The sequence below is a fragment of the Nocardia sp. NPDC049526 genome (assembly GCF_044465765.1).
Lineage (GTDB): Bacteria > Actinomycetota > Actinomycetes > Mycobacteriales > Mycobacteriaceae > Nocardia.
Genome location: NZ_JBITMA010000009.1, coordinates 292,750 through 310,045 on the forward strand (window position 1 = coordinate 292,750; position 17,296 = coordinate 310,045).

Sequence of the window (17,296 nt, forward strand, 5' to 3'; positions counted from 1 at the left end):
GCTATGCGAGTTCATCTTCGGTGCCGGGCGCCGACTTCGGCGCGGCGGCGACATCATCGATGCGATATTTGGCCGCAGCCTCGACGGCCTTGGCCGGATCGATCTTTCCGGTGCGCCCGAGTGCGGCCAGGGCCGCGACCACGATCGACTGTGCGTCGACGTTGTAGACGCGGCGCGCGGCGGGGCGGGTATCGGAGAAGCCGAAACCGTCCGTACCGAGCGTGGTGAAGTCGCCGGGCACCCACTTGCGCACCTGATCCGGCACCGTGCGCATCCAGTCCGTCGCGGCCACATACGGACCCTCGACCCGGGACAGCGCCTGGGTGACGTACGGGATGCCCGCATCGGTGCCCGGGCTGCGCAGCTGGGCGACCTCCTTGTCGAGTGCCTCCTTGCGGAGCTCACCCCATGAGGTCACCGACCAGACATCGGCCTGCACACCCCACTCCTCGGCGAGCAGCGCCTGGGCCCGCACGCCGTCGGGCACCGTGACACCCGAGACCAGGATCTGGGCGCGCACATTGCCCTCGCCGCCGCGCTTGTACAGATAGAGGCCCTTGAGCAGTCCGGCGATATCGAGATCGTCAGGCTCGGCGGGCTGTACATACGGCTCGTTGTAGAGGGTGATGTAGTAGAAGATGTCCTCGCCGCCGAAGCCGCCCGCGGATCCGTGCGGATGCGTGCCGGGCAGTGCGCCGGGACCGGGCTGCGGTGTGCCGCCGCCGTACATGCGACGCAGACCGTCTCGCACGATGTGCGCGATCTCGAAGGAGAACGCCGGATCGTAGGTGACCACAGCCGGGTTGGTGGAGGCCAGCAGCAGCGAGTGGCCGTCGTTGTGTTGCAGCCCCTCACCGGTCAGCGTGGTTCGCCCGGCAGTTGCCCCGAGCACGAAGCCGCGCGCCAATTGGTCCGCCGCCGCCCACAATCCGTCGCCGGTGCGCTGGAAACCGAACATCGAATAGAAGATGTACAGCGGGATCATCGGCTCGCCGTGGGTGGCGTACGAGGTGCCCGCCGCGGTGAACGATGCGGTCGACCCGGCCTCGTTGATGCCCTCGTGCAGAATCTGCCCGACGGCACTCTCTTTGTAGGCAAGCATCAATTCCGCGTCGACGGAGGTGTACAACTGCCCGAGGCGGTTGTAGATCTTCAACGAAGGGAACCACGAGTCCATACCGAAGGTACGGGCCTCGTCCGGAATGATCGGCACGATCCGCTTGCCGATCTCCTTGTCCCGCAGCAGCTCCTTCATGAGCCGAACCAGGGCCATGGTGGTGGCCACGTTCTGCTTGCCGGAGCCCTTGCGCACCGACTTGTACGCCTCGTCCCCGGGCAGTTGCAGCGGCTTTGCTGTGGTGCGCCGTTCGGGCAGGAAACCGCCGAGCGCCTTGCGGCGATCGAGCATGTACTGGATTTCGCGCGCCTGCATGCCCGGGTGGTAGTACGGGGGCAGGTAGGGATCCTTCTCCAGTTCGGCGTCGGAGATCGGAATCCGCTGCAGGTCACGGAAGTCCTTGAGATCCTGCAGGGTCAGCTTCTTCATCTGGTGCGTGGCGTTGCGGCCCTCGAAGTGCTTGCCGAGGGTGTAGCCCTTGATGGTCTTGGCCAGGATCACCGTCGGCTGACCCTTGTGCGCCATCGCGGCCGCATAGGCGGCGTAGACCTTGCGATAGTCGTGACCGCCGCGCTTGAGGTTCCAGATCTCCTGATCCGAAAGATCCTGGACCAGGGCCTTGGTGCGCGGGTCGCGACCGAAGAAGTGGTCGCGCACGTAGGCGCCGTCGTTGGCCTTGTAGGTCTGGTAGTCGCCGTCAGCGGTGGTGTTCATCAGGTTCACCAGCGCGCCGTCGCGATCGGCGCCGAGCAGCGCGTCCCACTCCCGGCCCCAGATGACCTTGATGACGTTCCAGCCCGCGCCACGGAAGAACGACTCCAGTTCCTGGATGATCTTGCCGTTACCGCGCACCGGGCCGTCGAGACGCTGCAGGTTGCAGTTGATCACGAAGGTCAGGTTGTCCAGCCCCTCGTTGGCCGCCACCTGGATCAGACCGCGCGACTCCGGCTCGTCCATCTCGCCGTCGCCCAGGAACGCCCAGACGTGCTGGTCGGAGGTGTCCTTGATGCCACGGTCGTGCAGGTAGTGGTTGAACCGCGCCTGGTAGATGGCGTTCATCGGGCCCAGGCCCATGGACACCGTCGGGAACTCCCAGAAGTCGTTCATCAACCGCGGATGCGGATACGACGGCAAGCCGTGGCCCGGGCCGCCATGGCTGTACTCCTGCCGGAAACCGTCCATCCGGTCGGTGCTCAACCGGCCTTCGAGGAAGGCACGGGCGTAGATGCCGGGCGAGGCGTGACCCTGGATGAAGATCGAATCGCCGCCGCCGGAATGGTCCTTACCGCGGAAGAAGTGATTGAAGCCGACCTCGTAGAGCGCCGCCGAGGACGCGTAGGTCGAGATATGGCCGCCGACACCGATACCGGGACGCTGGGCACGGTGCACCATGATCGCCGCGTTCCAGCGGATCCAGGCACGGAAGCGCCGCTCCACCTCTTCGTCGCCGGGGAACCACGGCTCGTTCTCGGTGGGGATGGTGTTGACGTAGTCGGTGGAGGTCAGGGATGGAATGGCGACCCTGCGCTCACCGGCGCGTTCCAACAGCCGGAGCATGAGGTAACGCGCGCGGCCCGGACCTTCCCGGTCGAGCATGTCATCGAACGATTCGAGCCATTCGGAGGTTTCCTCCGGGTCGATGTCCGGTAGATAGGACGCCACCCCTTCGCGGATAACCCGCACCCGCCCGCCCGTAGGCGGCACCTGTGATCCGTTCGGATCACGCGGCGCGGAGTCGGTGCCGGCGGATTTCGCTGGCGCGGAAGAGTGGATCAGGTCGGTCAAATCTGCTCCTCGTACAGGGGTGGACAAGCTGATAGGCGTCTGTTTCCCCGGGCGGCACACTTGGTTGGCGGACCACCCGTTTTACGAAAGGTTCGGGCGCACCTCCATCCTTGCGGAAGTTGTGGCCCAGGTCATCATGTCAGGGGCATCTGCAGTACGGTTCCGCAGGGAACGTGAGTCGAGGACCGCCGGTGACACAGAGAGGCACGGAGGACGATGAAGGTGCTGGACCCACGCGGGTTCGGAGCAGTGTGCGCGGCAGCGGCGGTCGTAGTCGGGCTGACCATCGCGGGATGCGCGAAACACGTTGACGGCGTTGCCAATCCGAATACCTCGGAGCTAGCCGCCTACAAGACCGAGGCGGCCGCTTCCTCCGCCGCGGCGACCTCCTCGCGCAAGGCCGCGGCCCAGGCGCAGGCGATCAGCGACAACTGCGGTCAATTCCCCACGACTACAGGTGTCGGCGTTTCGAAGTACAACGAATTCGTAGATGCGCACGACGCGAACGCCGCCGACTACAACGCCAAGCGCGATACCGCCGCCAAGACGCTCGAGGACGCCGCGACCAAAGTCGAGACCGGAGTGAACAACGCCAACGGCGCGCTACCCGCCGATCTGCAGGCCAAGTTCGCCGAATACGTCGCGGCCGCACGCCAGCTCGCCGCGGAGACCCGCAAGATGACCTACACCGCCCCGGTCGGCGCACTCAACGAGGCGAGCAAGCGGGTCAACGACGCGCGCAACGCGGTCAAGGACGCCTGCCCGAAACGCTGAATTCGTCCCATGAACCGGGGTCGGGTGGCGAAAATCGGCCAATGACACGAGGTTGCAACGCGACATTCCATGGGTATTTCGTCCGATCAGCTTGCGCTCGAGGCGATAACCATGTTCGCTTGCAACTACCTATTGTCTGGAGTTGAGGAGGACACCACCGTGGTCGCCGCGGCGGACGCGCAGAACTACGCTCAGAAGCTTGGCATTACACACGGCATGGTTGTCCAGGAGCTGGGCTGGGACGAGGACACCGACGACGACCTGCGGGCCGATGTCGAAGAGGCCAGCGGTGGGGAGATGGTCGACGAAGACTCCGACGAGGTTGTCGACGCTGTCCTACTGTGGTGGCGAGAAGGCGACGGCGATCTAGCGGATGAACTGATGGAAGTCATCAGTCCGCTGGCCGACGAAGGCTTCATCTGGGTGCTCACTCCCAAGACCGGGCAACCTGGTCATGTCGATCCGAGTGATATCGCCGAAGCGGCACCCACCGCGGGTTTGACGCAAACCTCGGCGATCAGCCTCGGTGCCTGGTCCGGCAGCCGCCTCGTGCAGCCCAAGGCACCCTCGAAACAGCGCTGACCGCTTTCGCTATGGTTTCGCCGGGCGGTGTTTCACCGCCCGGTGTAGCCCGACACGATGGAGGATCAGTGATGCCAGTCGAGGTTGGCCCGCTGGAAGTCGGCACGCTCGCGCCGGATTTCACACTCAAAGATCAGAACAACCAGGACGTCACGCTGTCGGATTACCGCGGCAAGAAGAACGTGCTGATCGTGTTCTATCCGCTCGCCTTCACCGGCATCTGCCAGGGCGAGCTGTGCAAGGTCCGCGACGAGTTACCCAAATTCCAGAACGACGCCGCGGAAATCCTCGCCATCTCGGTCGGCCCGCCGCCCACCCACAAGATCTGGGCCGCCGAACAGGGCTACGTCTTCCCGCTGCTGTCCGACTTCTGGCCGCACGGCGCCGTCGCCCAGTCCTTCGGCGTCTTCAACCAGAAATCCGGCTACCCCAACCGCGGAACCTTCGTCGTGGACCGCGACGGCGTCATCCGCTTCGCCGAAATGAACGGCCCCGGAGAGCCCCGTGACCAGGCGGCTTGGGAGAAAGCGCTAGCCGCGCTAGAGTCCTAGACCGGCCCGTCGGTCACCCACCGACGGATCCCGGGCGTATAGCTCAGTGGTAGAGCTCTGGTTTTACACACCAGCGGTCGGGGGTTCGAACCCCTCTGCGCCCACCGAAGAACATCCACGTCGAGACCTATTTCTATGGGACGCCTTCGCCCCGCAACTCCGAATTGTGGAGCAAACGGTGGGGCCGAGGGACACACTTCTCACCTTGTTTCGCGAACCTGAGCGGTCGTACAGCATGGAGCACCGGTGACAGTGATGCCGACACAACCGGTTCAATCGCGTCGCCACGCACCATCTCGGTCGCAACTGAGCCGGATCGCCCGAACTTGATTGTCTGTCCCGGCAGCGACCATCTGGTCACCGCCTACGACGGCGGGCTAGCCATGCCCGCGCGAACTTCGGAGATGCCGGTGTTACTGGATACCTCGAAAGCACGGCTGGGCGAAAGGCGTTCCTTCGGCGGGTCTCGATATCGTGTCGAAACCGGACAACAACGGCGATAGGGCGATACGGGGCATTCCACGCCGGTAGCGCGGCTCGGCGGGCGTCGCACACCGGAAACGATTGCGATGAAATAGCTATCAAGCGGCATGTAGACCACATGATTCGCCCTTAAATGCGATATTGTCCGAATGCGCGAAGATAGCCGGGAGCGATCCCATTCAGTGCCGTTCGTCTGTGAAGGTCGAAAATCGGAACGGATGGAAGTGTGGTGAAGATCAAGAAGCTCCTGGCGACTGCGAGCTTGGCCATCGCGGCCACCGCCACAACCACCGTCATGGCCAACGGGCAGGCCGGGGTGGCCTCGGACGTCACCGTCGGCGCGAACGCCGGTCCCGTTGCCTACACCACCACCCTCGCCGCCGATTACACCAGCGCGCTGGTACGGCTGGCCTCCGGCAGATTCACGCTCGGCCCCGACACGGTCACCGTGACCTCGGACGACGGCAACGTCGTCGGCACCATTCCGACGACGTTGCAAGCCCAGAACGGGCATACGTTCAACCTCACGCCGGCGCTGGACACCACCGGCACGGAATTGACGCTGACCCCGGCGTCGGCCCCCGTGCCCGGGCGGCACCAGGCACTGGGAAACTTCGCCGTCGTCGAGGTCGGCGAGATGATCGGTTGTGTCATCGGCATTCTCATCGGGATCTGGTTCTTCCTGGTGGGTGCCATCATCGGCTGTGCGGTCGGCGCGATCCTCGGCCAGCTCATCGCCTAGGGCTTGCCCTCCGTCGGCTAGGGCTTCCGCCCAACCGAGCCGCCCGGCAGTCGGCGTCCCCGCGTCGAGCTCGGTCATGACTACGCCGGCGAATTCCGACGTCGTTCATCGGTGCACATCGGCGGATTGACCCTGACCGATCTGCCCCACCCCCACGCCGCTGAGAACGACGTCATCGTGCAAGTCCACGCCGCCGGCTTCACCCGCGGCGAGCTGGACTGGCCAGGGACGTGGACCGACCGCGCCGGCCGCGACCGCACCCCAAGCGTCCCCGGCCACGAACTATCAGGTGTAGTCGTCGAACTCGGCTACGGCACCACTGGTCTCACGGTGGGCCAGCACGTCTTCGGACCGACCGACTGGGCCCGCAACGGTTCGCTCGCGGAGTACACCGCCGTGGAAGCCCGCAACCTGGCCCCGCTCCCCGCCGACGCCGACCACGTCGCCGCAGCCGCGCTACCGATCTCCGGTCTGACGGCTTGGCAGGCCCTGTTCGACCACGCTCGCCTGAAAACCGGCCAAACCGTCCTGATCCATGGAGTCGGTGGCGCCGTCGGCTCAGTCGCCGCACAACTGGCCCACGAGGCGGGAGCCCACATCATCGGCACCGGCCGAGCCTCCGACCAGGACGCGGCCCGCGATCTCGGCGTCCACGAGTTCGTCGAACTGGACGGCGAACTCCTGGAGGACGTCGGCGAGGTCGACGTAGTACTCGACGTGATCGGCAGTGACATCCGCGACCGCTCCACCGCGCTACTACGCCCCGGCGGCACCCTCGTCACCATCGCCGGTCCACCCACCATCCACCCCCACGACGGCCGAGCAATCTTCTTCGTCGTCGAACCCAACCGGGAGCAACTGGCCCAACTGGCCACCCGCCTCCACGACGGCCGACTCATCCCCCTCGTCAACACCGTCCGCCCACTAGCCGACGCACCCGCGGCCTTCAGCCCCGCCAGACACACCCGCGGCAGAACGATCATCAACGTGACCACGGACTGACGCGCGCCGGTCCCACTCGAGGCGGGCGTGTATCGAAGCTCGCGGCGTGGGCGGTTCAGCCGACCGGGAGTTTCACCACTGGATCGGAGCCCAGGTCGGTGACGTATACGTTGCCCGCCATGTCGACCGCCACATCCTGGGGATTCTTCAGGCCGGTGAACGGCAGCGGGGTCGGCGTCGACGCGCCCGCCGCCAGCATCACCACCCATTTGTTATCCCAGTCGACGACGAACACGTCTCCCGCCGTGTCGACCGCCACACCCTGGGGATCTTTGAGCCCGCTGAACGGCAGCGTCGTCGGTGCCGACGCGCCAGCCGCCAACCTCATCACCCGCTCGGTACCCAATTCGGTGACGTATACGTTGCCCGCCGTGTCGACCGCCACACCGTGGGGATTCTGGAGCTCCGTGAACGGCAGCGTCGTCGGTGCCGACGCGCCCGGCGCCAACCTCATCACCCGATTATTACCCTGGTCGGCGACGTATACGTCTCCCGACATGTCGACCGCCACACCCTCGGGACTCTTCAATCCGGTGAACGGCAGCGGGGTCGGCGTCGACGCGCCCGCCGCCAACATCACCACCCGATCGTTGCTGGTGTCGGTGACGAATATGTTCCCCGCCGTGTCGACCGCCACACCCTGAGGATTCTTCAATCCGGTGAACGGCAGGGGGGTCGGCGTCGACGCGCCCGCCGCCAATTTCACCACCCGATCGTTACCCATGTCGGTGACATACACGTTGCCCGCAGTGTCGACCGACACACCGGTGGGCAGGCTGACACCGGTGAACGGCAGCGAAATCTGTGACGAGTAGGCCGAGGCGATAGTCGTGGGCGAGTTGCCACCGCCGCCTGATTCCGGTCGGACACCGATGACGACAGCTACGGCGGCCACCACCGCAACCACGACCGCGGCGGCGGCGAGCAGCCCGGCGGTCTTGGGCGACAATCTGATTCGCCGCCTGTGGCGCGCAGCCACGCCCCCGGTGGTGCTGACCGCGGAATCGCCAACCGCGGCGGAGGCCGCCGCGGCCAGCTCGCGCACGGTCTGGTAACGATTGTCGGGGTTTTTGGCCATTCCCTTGGCGATGACCGCATCGAACGCAGTCGGTACATCGGGCGTAGTGGCGCTGGGACGCGGGGGCGGGGTGTACAGGTGATGGGCGATCACACCCTGCACCCCCAATGTGCTCGTAAACGGCGGCTGGCCGGTCAGGCACTCGTACAGCACGCACGCCAACGCGTACACGTCCACTCGGGCATCGGCCTTGGCCTCCGCGCTGATCTCCTCCGGCGCCATGTAGGCGAGGGTGCCGATGGTCTCGCCGATCGTGGTCAGCGTACGGTCGTCGGCGGCGTGGGCGATCCCGAAGTCGATCAGGTAGGCGAACTCATTTGCCCCTAGCAGGATGTTGGAGGGTTTGACATCGCGGTGGACCAGCCCCGCGTCGTGGGCCGCCTGCAGCGCGCCGGCCACCTGTCCGATGATCGCCACTGCCCGCTGCGGCGACAAGGCCCCTTCTCGCGTGATCACCTTGCGCAGGTCGGTGCCCTCGATCAAGCGCATATTCAGATAGAGCCGACCGTCGATGTCGCCGAAGTCGTGGATGGGGATCACATGCGGCTCGGTCAACTGCGCCACCGCGTGGCACTCCCGGCGGAATCGCTCACGCAGTTGCTCGTCCTCGGCGAAGCGCTCGGGCAACACCTTGAGCGCCACTACCCGGTTGGTCAGCGAATCATCCGCCCGCCACACCTGGCCCATGCCGCCCTGACCCAGCAGCAACAGAAGCCGATAGCGTCCGAACGCCTCCGCTGGCCCCCAAGTGGCGTCCCCGCCACCGACTGATGTGTCATCCATTGTGCCGTCCCGTGACTACCCCACTGGCAAACGGTGCACTTGCTTACATTCCAGCCCCCGCCCGGGAGCCGATAGCCCCACACTAGCTGATTCAGCCAGGCCAGACAGTCGAGAGTCGGCGCTATTGTGGCGCGCGAACTCTCAGCCATGCTCGTGCCAGCAAGTACGCGGCCGAGCACTGCACCGCCACCGGTCCGAGGATGTCCCGTGGGCCGTCGTAGCGGGATCGGATCCGCGCTCGCCTGACGGTTGCCTCGAGGGCAGCTCCGATTCCCCTTAACCGGTGGAGCGCGCTATTTCCGGCCGTCGGCGGTATTCCGTTGGGGCTCCCAGTGGGGATCACGGCCGAGAAGGGCTGCGATGACGTCCAGTACGGGCAGCGGTCGGTCCGGCTCCACCGGCGGCCGGTAGACGCCATCCGGGCCGTTGAGCGCACTGCCCGGCGCGGTAATCGACTGAGCAATCGGCAATGCGAGGGCGGTGAGACGCTCGGGGACCGGGCAGGGGCGGCACAACGCACGAGACAGGTCCCAGCGGTGCACGAGCATGTCGACGACATGGACCGACAGCACTGTGTCAGTCGCCAGCGGGCCGCGCTGCGGCAGGTTCACGACATCGCCGGTCTGTTCCATCGCGACCACCCACCGGGCCGCTGTACGCGCGAAATCGTCGCGGGGATCGTCGGCGTGGTCGTCGATCGGTGCGAACACCGACGCGATAACAGCCTCGTGGCGTTCGTTCATGTGACTCATGAGGTCCGCGACGGTCCAGCCCGCGCACGGAGTCGGGGCGTCCAGGTCTGTATCGGAAACAGTGGCCACATCATGTGCGATCAGCGCCAAGGCCGTCGCGTCGAGTCGTAGCAGATCACTCATTGACACACTCTCTCATTAGCGTCCGATCGTTCGCTATAAATATAGCGAACGATCGGACGCTATGATGGGTTGATGTCTCCACGCAGCTCATTCGCCGAGGCGGCTCGCACCCGGGATCGAATCGTGCAGGCCGCGGTCGAGGAGGCGTCGTGCATCGGTTTGGAAGGTCTCACAATCGGGCCGCTCGCCGACCGGCTCGTAATGAGCAAGGCGGGTGTCATCGGCCCCTTCGGATCTCGCGAAAACCTGCAGAACGCCGCACTGGACCGGGCCGGCCAAATCTTTCGGACAGCAGTTCTCACCCCACTGACGGCGATGGCTCCCGGTGCGGCCCGCCTGGTACGACTGATCGATGCCTGGATCGATTACCTGGCCGAATGTCCTTTTCCCGGAGGGTGTTTCGTCACTGCGGCATCGACCGAACTCGATGGGCGGCCCGGAATGTTGCGGGACCGGCTGCGTGACGTCGTTGCCGACTGGCGCGCCTTCCTGACCGCCGAAATCGCTGCGGCACAAGACGAAACGTCCGCTTCACATCGCCCCGCCGAGGAAATCGCCACCGTACTCATCGGCATCTCCATGGCGGTCAACCAGGAAATCCAGCTGCTCGACGACGAATCCGCCGCCCAACGCGGCCGCGCGGCCATGCGCAACGCGGCCGGACTGCCTCCCTCACCGTAGTTTCGACATCCCCCACGGACGGGAACCCCAGCCGCTACTCCGAGCATCTTCACGGCTCGAACGCCCCGCCGACGAACACACTGACCGATGTGCGCATCGGCCGTCGGACGTGACACGGGCCAGACCGCGCCCAACACCCGCTCTCACCGGAGGTGGGTGTTGAGAACGTTTCTTGGACACCTTGGCACTAGTTCCGATTTCAGGTCGCTAGCGCGCCCGCGCGGCAGCCCACGGCCAACGGTCTCGGCGCCTGCGACGCGACCTCACAAGGGGGTAGCCGGGCCTTGTGATGGTGCGGCCCTGGATAGCATCGATCGTTGTACAGATCGAGGAACGCCGAGGGGCTTGTGTTGACGAACGACCATCTTGACCGCTGGAACGCTCACGAGGCTTCGGCGGAGGCGATGATTCCGATCATTGGCAGGCTGTACCGCGAGAAGGGGGTGACCATCCTCCTGCACAGCCGGTCGCTGGTGAACAAGTCGGTGATCAGCATTCTGCGGACGCACCGGTTCGCGCGGCAGATCGAGGGTGAGGAACTGTCGATCGAGGAGACCTTGCCGTTTCTCGAAGTGCTCAGCGCGTTGGATCTGGGGCCGTGCAAGATCGACCTCGGCCGATTGGTGATGGCCTATCGCACCGACGATCGCGGGCTGTCGATTCCGGAGTTCACCGCCGCGGTGCTCGCCGATGTCACCGATGGCAACAAGGCCGAGCCGCAGGGGCCGCGGGACGTGGTGCTGTACGGCTTCGGTCGGATCGGTCGTCTGGTCGCTCGTCTGCTCATCGAGAAGGTCGGGTCCGGCAATGGGCTGAACCTGCGGGCCGTGGTGGTGCGCAAGGGCGGCGAGGGCGATCTGGCCAAGCGGGCGTCGCTGCTGCGGCGGGATTCGGTGCACGGGCAGTTCAACGGAACGATCAAGGTCGACGCAGAGAACAACACGATCATCGCCAACGGCAACGTCATCAAGTTCATCTACAGCGATGATCCGACGACGATCGACTACACCGAGTTCGGGATCAACGAGGCGATCCTGATCGACAACACCGGCAAGTGGCGCGACCGTCAGGGCCTGTCGCAGCACATCCAGCCCGGCATCGCGAAGGTCGTGCTCACCGCGCCCGGCAAGGGCGACGTCCCGAATATCGTGCACGGCGTCAACCACCGCGACCTCGATCTGTCCGAGCAGATCTACTCGTGCGCTTCGTGCACCACCAATGCGATCGTGCCGCCACTCAAGGCGATGGATGACGAGTACGGCATCGTCCGCGGTCACGTGGAGACGGTGCATTCGTTCACCAACGACCAGAACCTGCTGGACAACTACCACAAGGCCGACCGTCGCGGCCGCTCCGCGCCGTTCAACCTCGTGCTCACCGAAACCGGCGCCGCATCCGCGGTCGCGAAGGCAATGCCGGACTTCAAGGCCAAAATCACCGGCAACTCGATTCGCGTTCCCACGCCGGATGTTTCGGTCGCGATCCTGAATCTGCAGCTCGAGCGCGAGGTCACGAAGAGCGAAGTGCTCGAGTACCTGCGCCAGGTATCGCTGTCCGGACCGCTGAGCCGCAACCTCGACTACACCGCGGCCACCGATGTGGTCTCGAGCGATTTCATCGGCTCCCGCGCGGCGTCCATCGTCGACGCCAATGCCACCATCGTCGACGGCGACACCGCGATCCTGTACCTCTGGTACGACAACGAATTCGGCTATTCGTGCCAGGTTGTGCGCACTGTGCAGTACATCTCGGGCATCGAGTACCCGACCTACCCGCAGCTGGGCGCACCGGATCGCACCGCCGTTCCCACGGCCGCCGCGCGGTAGTCCGAACAACCACGCGTTCGGCCGAAACCTGGTCGGCCATCAGGGTTTTCCGAGACCGATCACCGGCAACTCACTCGCCACGTGAGCGGCCGGTATCTCGGCAACACTGCCATTCAGGTTGCCAGTAGAAGCGGTGGGCAAGGGCTTGCCCGTCGTCGCCATGCCGCGACCGTAAGGCGGCCCGAACCCTTCGACGGTTCACTGGTCTTCACTCGGCTTGGTCAGCACAAGGCTCTGCCGCAAGTGTCGCCGTGGGCGTTCGTATCCCTGGATTCGACGACATGGGAAAGACGCCCGACCCGTCAGCCGAGGCGTGATCAGCTGCAACGGCGGGGCGCAGGCTCGATAGCTGAGACGGGGTCGGATCCAGGCGGTCTGGCAGCGCCACAGGCGGCGTCGAGAAGGGTTGCCGCGGCGGCGCGGGCGTGGGCAGCGGCGTCGGGGTGCCCTGCGATAGCGGCAGTCGTCTGGGCTCCTTCGACGAGGATCGCGATCTGTGCCGCGACCACTTCGGGGGCGCCGGCGTCGTGGACCAGTTGGACGAGATATCGCTGGAAGCCGTCCTTCTGTTCGCGCACGGCGCGAGTGACGTTCGGCGAGCCGGCGCTCAGTTCACCGAAAATATTGATGAAGGCACAGCCGTGGAAGTCCGGTCGGCGGAACCAGACGTCGAGGAAGTCGAAGACGGATAGGACTTTCTCACGTGCGGTGGCCGCGTTCTCGGCACTGGCGGCGATGCCGGCGTTCCATTGGGCCCTGCGGCGGTGCAGAACAGCGACGATCAGGTCGTCCTTGGAGGGGAACAGCGAGTAGATCCGTTTCAGGGATATCCCTGCATCGCTTCGAACCGCGTCCATGCCCACGGACTGGACTCCGCGCGCATAGAAGAGTCTGTCGGCCGCTTCCAACACCTGCTCGCGAGCTGCTGTGTCGTCGATCATCGTCATTCCCCTTGCGCTGAGAACGTGCGTTCTCTACTGTAGTGCACAGTCCAGAGAACGACCGTTCTCAATCTGATCTCAGGAGTGTGGCAATGGCTACCATCACCGTCGGAACCGAGAACAGCACACCGATCGAGCTCTACTACGAAGACCACGGGACCGGTCAGCCGATCGTGCTCATCCACGGCTACCCACTCGACGGCCACAGCTGGGAGCGGCAGTCCCGCGAGCTGATCGCCGCCGGCTACCGCGTCATCACCTACGACCGCCGCGGCTTCGGGCAGTCGAGCAAGGTCGGCACCGGATACGACTACGACACCTTCGCCGCCGACCTCAACACGCTGCTGGAGACGCTGGACCTGCGCGAGGTGATCCTCGTCGGCTTCTCCATGGGCACCGGCGAACTCGCCCGCTACGTCAACAGGTACGGGCACGAGCGTGTCGCCAAGCTCGCCTTCCTCGCCTCACTGGAACCGTTCCTGGTGCGTCGCGACGACAACCCGACCGGTGTACCGCAGGAGGTCTTCGACGGCATCGCCGAGGCCGCCCGCGCCGACCGGTACGCCTGGTTCACCAAGTTCTACGAGGATTTCTACAACCTCGGCGAGACGCTCGGCAGCAGGATCAGCCAGCAGGCCGTCACCGCCAGCTGGAACACCGCGACCGTCTCGGCGCCGGTAGCGGCCTACGCGGTCGTCTCCTCCTGGATCGAGGACTTCCGCGACGACGTCGCCGCGGTCCGCGCCTCGGGCAAGCCCGCGCTCATCCTGCACGGCACCAAGGACAACATCCTGCCGATCGACGCGACCGGACGCCCCTTCCACGAAGCCTTCCCGGAGGCCGATTACGTCGAGGTCGACGGAGCCCCACACGGTCTCCTGTGGACTCACGCCGCGGAGGTCAACGAGGCACTGCTGCGCTTCGTCCGCTCCTGAACACCGCCTCCGCGGGCGGGTCACGGTGGACCGCACGGTGACCCGCCGGAGGACTTACGGCGAGACGATCGGTTGATGCGGAGGCAGGCATCAGGCGACGTGCCTCGGCGGGCGGACGCGCGGTAGTCCGCACAGCCACATCTTCAGCCGAAACCTGTTCGGCCATTGCGGTTTTCCGCGATGGCCGACCTCGTCCATACACCGTACTGCGGGGTCAGAGTAGGGCCACACGGACGTTGGACCCGTTTGTTCAGCCGCTTGGGCGAGACGGGCATCGAAGGTGACGAGCGGAGCGTCGTGCATGACCGCGATGGCCAGGTAGGCGGTGTCGTAGACCGAAACATTGTGGCGCAGAGCCGCACTTCGGCCGAAACCTCGAGGCGGACCGACTCGATGAGGTTTACATACCAGCGCTCGGGGTCGAATTCCTCTGCGCCCGAACAAATGACGGACCTGCCCAGCCCGCAAGGTCGGCACCGTCCGCTGGCACGATGCCGAAAACAATGGGCATGCCAGTTGCGGTCAGCTCAGGAATTCACGGACCGCTGCGAGCCACTGGTCTGGCTGATCGATACGCGCCATGTAGCCGACCTCGTCGATCACCACCGGCCGCGCGGAGGGAATCCGGGGGCAGCGGCCTCGGCGAGTGCTTCATCGCCAAAGAATGGTTGTCGCAGACACGCCTCAACGTGAGCGATCACAACGCACGAAACCCACGACTCCTTGACACGGGGCAAATGTTCGCGCTAACAATGTTTGCGTTAACATTGTTAGGAGCGTCACAGTGGCGGACGAGTATGTGGTCGGTGTCGACTTCGGCACGTTGTCCGGGCGGGCACTTGTTGTCAGGGTGCGGGATGGGGCTGAGTTCGGTAGTGCGGTAAGCGAATACCGGCATGGGGTCATCGATCGCGTCCTGCCTGTGACGGGCGTTGAGCTGCCGCCGGATTGGGCGTTGCAGGATCCTGAGGATTACCTCGATGTCTTGCGGATGGCGGTGCCGGAGGCGCTGGCGGACTCGGGGGTCGACCCGGCTGATGTCGTTGGGATCGCTACGGATTTCACCGCGTGCACGGTGTTGCCCACGCTTGCTGACGGGACGCCGTTGTGTCGGGTGCCGGAGTTCGCCGGGCGCCCGCATGCCTATCCGAAGTTGTGGAAACACCATGCGGCACAAGCGCAAGCGGATCGGATCAACACGCTCGCCCACGAGCGGGCCGAGCCGTGGATCAACAGGTATGGCGGCAAGATTTCGGCGGAATGGGAGTTCGCCAAGGCGCTGCAGATGTTGGAAGAGGATCCGGAGATCTACGACCGGACCGAGCGCTTCATCGAAGCGGCGGACTGGATCGTTCGGCAGCTGTGCGGCACGGAGACACGCAATGTCTGTACGGCTGGTTACAAGGGAATTCACCAGGACGGTAGCTGGCCGAGCAGCGATTATCTCGCCGCGCTGAATCCCGACTTCGCCGACTTCGCCGTCGGCAAGCTGGTCCACCCGCTGTCCCCGCTCGGGGGTCGTGCCGGCGGCCTGACCGAGCGGGCAGCGGGATGGACAGGGCTGCGGCCCGGGATCGCGGTCGCGGTGGGCAATGTCGACGCGCACGTCACCGCGCCCGCCGCACAGGCTGTCGAGAATGGGCAGCTGCTCGCGGTGATGGGCACTTCCACCTGCCATGTCATGAACAGCGATCACCTCGCCGAGGTGCCTGGCATGTGCGGGGTGGTGGATGGCGGAATCGTCAGTGGCAGTTGGGGATACGAGGCGGGGCAGAGTGGGGTCGGCGATATCTTCGCTTGGTTCGTCGACTCGTCGCTGCCCGGGCGCTATCACACCGAGGCCGCGGCGCGCGGCATGGACGCCCACGCATATTTGAGTGAGTTGGCGCAGCGACAGCGGGTCGGTGAACACGGCCTGGTCGCGCTGGACTGGCACAGCGGAAACCGCTCGGTGCTCGTCGACCACGATCTGTCCGGGATCGTGGTCGGCCTCACCCTTGCGACGAAACCCGAGGACATCTATCGCGCATTGCTGGAGGCCACCGCCTTCGGCACTCGCACCATCATCGAAACCTTCGATGCCGCGGGCGTTCCCGTTCGCGAACTCGTGATTGCCGGCGGCCTGCTGAAGAACTCGTTGCTGATGCAGATCTATGCCGATGTGACGCGGTTACCGCTGTCGATCATCGGCTCGGATCAGGGCCCGGCGCTCGGCTCGGCCATCCATGCCGCAGTCGCCGCCGGGGCCTACCCGGATGTCCGTGCCGCCGCCAAGGCGATGGGCCGGGTGCATCGCAACGCCTACCTCCCCGATCCCGACCGCGCCGCCGCCTACGACGCCATCTACGCCGAATACCAAGCCCTACACGACCATTTCGGCCGCGGCGGCACCGAGGCGTTGCACCGGCTTCGGCGCATCCGCAACGACGCACGAAGGGAAGTCGCCACCGCATGAGTGAGCGAAACGTCATTACCGGCCTGCGTGAGCAGCTCGTCGATCTGCATCGAGAACTGCTGCGCTGGGGTCTGGTGGTGTGGACCGCGGGCAATGTCTCCGCCCGGATACCCGGCGAGCAGCTGCTGGTCATCAAGCCGAGCGGGGTGTCCTATGACGAACTCACCCCGAATTCGATGGTGATCTGCGATTTCGACGGCAAGCTGGTCGAGGGTGATCTGGCACCGTCCAGCGATACCGCCGCGCACGCCTATATCTACCGGGCGATGCCCGAGGTGGGTGGTGTGGTGCACACCCATTCGACCTATGCGAGCGCGTGGGCCGCACGCGCGGAACCGATTCCGTGTGCGCTGACCGCGATGGCCGATGAGTTCGGCGGCGAAATTCCGGTCGGCCCCTTCGCGCTCATCGGCAACGACGATATCGGCCGGGGTGTGGTCGCGACGCTGTCGGGCCACCGCTCCCCCGCCGTCCTGATGCGCAATCACGGCGTCTTCGCGGTCGGGCGCGACGCCCGCGCCGCGGTCAAGGCGGCCGTCATGTGCGAGGACGTGGCTCGCACCGTGCATATCGCACGTCAGCTCGGTGAACCGGTCCCCCTCGCGCAGGCCGATGTGGACAGCCTGCACGACCGCTACCAGAACGTATACGGCCAGCACTGAATTCCGGCCGCCGACAAAGGAGTA

14 protein-coding genes and 1 tRNA gene are annotated in these 17,296 nt (G+C 65.4%); 11 read left to right on the top strand and 4 right to left on the bottom strand.

Translation table 11 applies throughout. The features are described from left to right. Nucleotide 1 precedes the first annotated feature (1 nt). Nucleotides 2-2,821 carry a pyruvate dehydrogenase (acetyl-transferring), homodimeric type gene (aceE, locus tag ACIBW7_RS28045; RefSeq protein ID WP_397051662.1) on the bottom strand — a complete coding sequence of 940 codons (2,820 nt, stop codon included), beginning with the start codon at nucleotides 2,819-2,821 and terminating at the stop codon, nucleotides 2-4. Nucleotides 2,822-3,118: 297 nt separating this feature from the next. Between aceE and ACIBW7_RS28050 the strand changes: the two genes are divergently transcribed. The 6 genes from ACIBW7_RS28050 (at nucleotide 3,119) to ACIBW7_RS28075 (ending at nucleotide 7,036) form a co-directional block, all read left to right on the top strand. Then, the gene (locus ACIBW7_RS28050; RefSeq protein WP_397051306.1) at nucleotides 3,119-3,676 is read left to right on the top strand and encodes a hypothetical protein; all 558 of its coding nucleotides are present in this window, start codon (nucleotides 3,119-3,121) and stop codon (nucleotides 3,674-3,676) included. Nucleotides 3,677-3,835: 159 nt separating this feature from the next. Continuing rightward, a complete protein-coding gene (locus ACIBW7_RS28055; RefSeq protein ID WP_040688342.1) occupies nucleotides 3,836-4,258 on the top strand; it encodes a DUF3052 domain-containing protein in 423 nt (140 codons plus the stop codon). A gap of 71 nt (nucleotides 4,259-4,329) precedes the next feature. Beyond that, the gene (locus tag ACIBW7_RS28060) at nucleotides 4,330-4,809 is read left to right on the top strand and encodes a peroxiredoxin (RefSeq protein ID WP_357480279.1); all 480 of its coding nucleotides are present in this window, start codon (nucleotides 4,330-4,332) and stop codon (nucleotides 4,807-4,809) included. A gap of 32 nt (nucleotides 4,810-4,841) precedes the next feature. Next, nucleotides 4,842-4,913, top strand: a tRNA-Val gene (locus tag ACIBW7_RS28065). 608 nt (nucleotides 4,914-5,521) lie between these two features. Then, complete coding sequence (locus ACIBW7_RS28070) at nucleotides 5,522-6,034, top strand: hypothetical protein (protein ID WP_397051308.1); 513 nt, start codon at nucleotides 5,522-5,524, stop codon at nucleotides 6,032-6,034. A 111-nt stretch (nucleotides 6,035-6,145) separates the two neighbouring features. Next, nucleotides 6,146-7,036 (top strand): NADP-dependent oxidoreductase, encoded by an 891-nt coding sequence (locus ACIBW7_RS28075; RefSeq protein WP_397051310.1) that lies wholly within the window; start codon nucleotides 6,146-6,148, stop codon nucleotides 7,034-7,036. Between the two features lie 55 nt (nucleotides 7,037-7,091). Here ACIBW7_RS28075 and ACIBW7_RS28080 read toward each other — a convergent pair whose 3' ends face one another. Next, on the bottom strand, nucleotides 7,092-8,897 hold the full coding sequence (locus tag ACIBW7_RS28080; RefSeq protein WP_397051312.1) for a serine/threonine-protein kinase PknD: 1,806 nt from the start codon (nucleotides 8,895-8,897) through the stop codon (nucleotides 7,092-7,094). A 293-nt stretch (nucleotides 8,898-9,190) separates the two neighbouring features. Beyond that, a complete protein-coding gene (locus tag ACIBW7_RS28085; RefSeq protein ID WP_397051314.1) occupies nucleotides 9,191-9,772 on the bottom strand; it encodes a TIGR03086 family metal-binding protein in 582 nt (193 codons plus the stop codon). Nucleotides 9,773-9,844: 72 nt separating this feature from the next. Here ACIBW7_RS28085 and ACIBW7_RS28090 point away from each other — a divergent pair, with 72 nt between their 5' ends. Further along, nucleotides 9,845-10,453 (top strand): TetR/AcrR family transcriptional regulator, encoded by a 609-nt coding sequence (locus tag ACIBW7_RS28090; RefSeq protein ID WP_397051316.1) that lies wholly within the window; start codon nucleotides 9,845-9,847, stop codon nucleotides 10,451-10,453. Between the two features lie 350 nt (nucleotides 10,454-10,803). Further along, the gene (locus tag ACIBW7_RS28095; RefSeq protein ID WP_397051318.1) at nucleotides 10,804-12,279 is read left to right on the top strand and encodes a glyceraldehyde-3-phosphate dehydrogenase; all 1,476 of its coding nucleotides are present in this window, start codon (nucleotides 10,804-10,806) and stop codon (nucleotides 12,277-12,279) included. Nucleotides 12,280-12,596: 317 nt separating this feature from the next. On the opposite strand, the gene ACIBW7_RS28100 is transcribed toward ACIBW7_RS28095, so the two are convergent. Further along, nucleotides 12,597-13,220, bottom strand: a complete 624-nt coding sequence (locus tag ACIBW7_RS28100) for a TetR/AcrR family transcriptional regulator (RefSeq protein ID WP_397051320.1) — start codon at nucleotides 13,218-13,220, stop codon at nucleotides 12,597-12,599. 92 nt (nucleotides 13,221-13,312) lie between these two features. On the opposite strand from ACIBW7_RS28100, the gene ACIBW7_RS28105 reads away from it, so the two are divergent. From ACIBW7_RS28105 to ACIBW7_RS28115, 3 genes are all read left to right on the top strand, one after another. Then, complete coding sequence (locus ACIBW7_RS28105; protein ID WP_397051322.1) at nucleotides 13,313-14,155, top strand: alpha/beta fold hydrolase; 843 nt, start codon at nucleotides 13,313-13,315, stop codon at nucleotides 14,153-14,155. A 784-nt stretch (nucleotides 14,156-14,939) separates the two neighbouring features. Then, complete coding sequence (gene araB, locus ACIBW7_RS28110; protein ID WP_397051324.1) at nucleotides 14,940-16,610, top strand: ribulokinase; 1,671 nt, start codon at nucleotides 14,940-14,942, stop codon at nucleotides 16,608-16,610. Continuing rightward, complete coding sequence (locus ACIBW7_RS28115; RefSeq protein ID WP_397051326.1) at nucleotides 16,607-17,272, top strand: L-ribulose-5-phosphate 4-epimerase; 666 nt, start codon at nucleotides 16,607-16,609, stop codon at nucleotides 17,270-17,272. The genes araB and ACIBW7_RS28115 overlap by 4 nt, the downstream gene beginning before the upstream one ends. Nucleotides 17,273-17,296: the final 24 nt, after the last annotated feature.

Bases quoted from the DNA above. Each gene is read 5' to 3' on its own strand.
- ACIBW7_RS28050 (WP_397051306.1), top strand. From the start codon at position 3,119: ATGAAGGTGCTGGACCCACGCGGGTTCGGAGCAGTGTGCGCGGCAGCG.
- ACIBW7_RS28060 (WP_357480279.1), top strand. From the start codon at position 4,330: ATGCCAGTCGAGGTTGGCCCGCTGGAAGTCGGCACGCTCGCGCCGGAT.
- ACIBW7_RS28080 (WP_397051312.1), bottom strand. From the start codon at position 8,897: ATGGATGACACATCAGTCGGTGGCGGGGACGCCACTTGGGGGCCAGCG.
- ACIBW7_RS28085 (WP_397051314.1), bottom strand. From the start codon at position 9,772: ATGAGTGATCTGCTACGACTCGACGCGACGGCCTTGGCGCTGATCGCA.
- ACIBW7_RS28090 (WP_397051316.1), top strand. From the start codon at position 9,845: ATGTCTCCACGCAGCTCATTCGCCGAGGCGGCTCGCACCCGGGATCGA.
- ACIBW7_RS28100 (WP_397051320.1), bottom strand. From the start codon at position 13,220: ATGATCGACGACACAGCAGCTCGCGAGCAGGTGTTGGAAGCGGCCGAC.
- ACIBW7_RS28105 (WP_397051322.1), top strand. From the start codon at position 13,313: ATGGCTACCATCACCGTCGGAACCGAGAACAGCACACCGATCGAGCTC.
- ACIBW7_RS28115 (WP_397051326.1), top strand. From the start codon at position 16,607: ATGAGTGAGCGAAACGTCATTACCGGCCTGCGTGAGCAGCTCGTCGAT.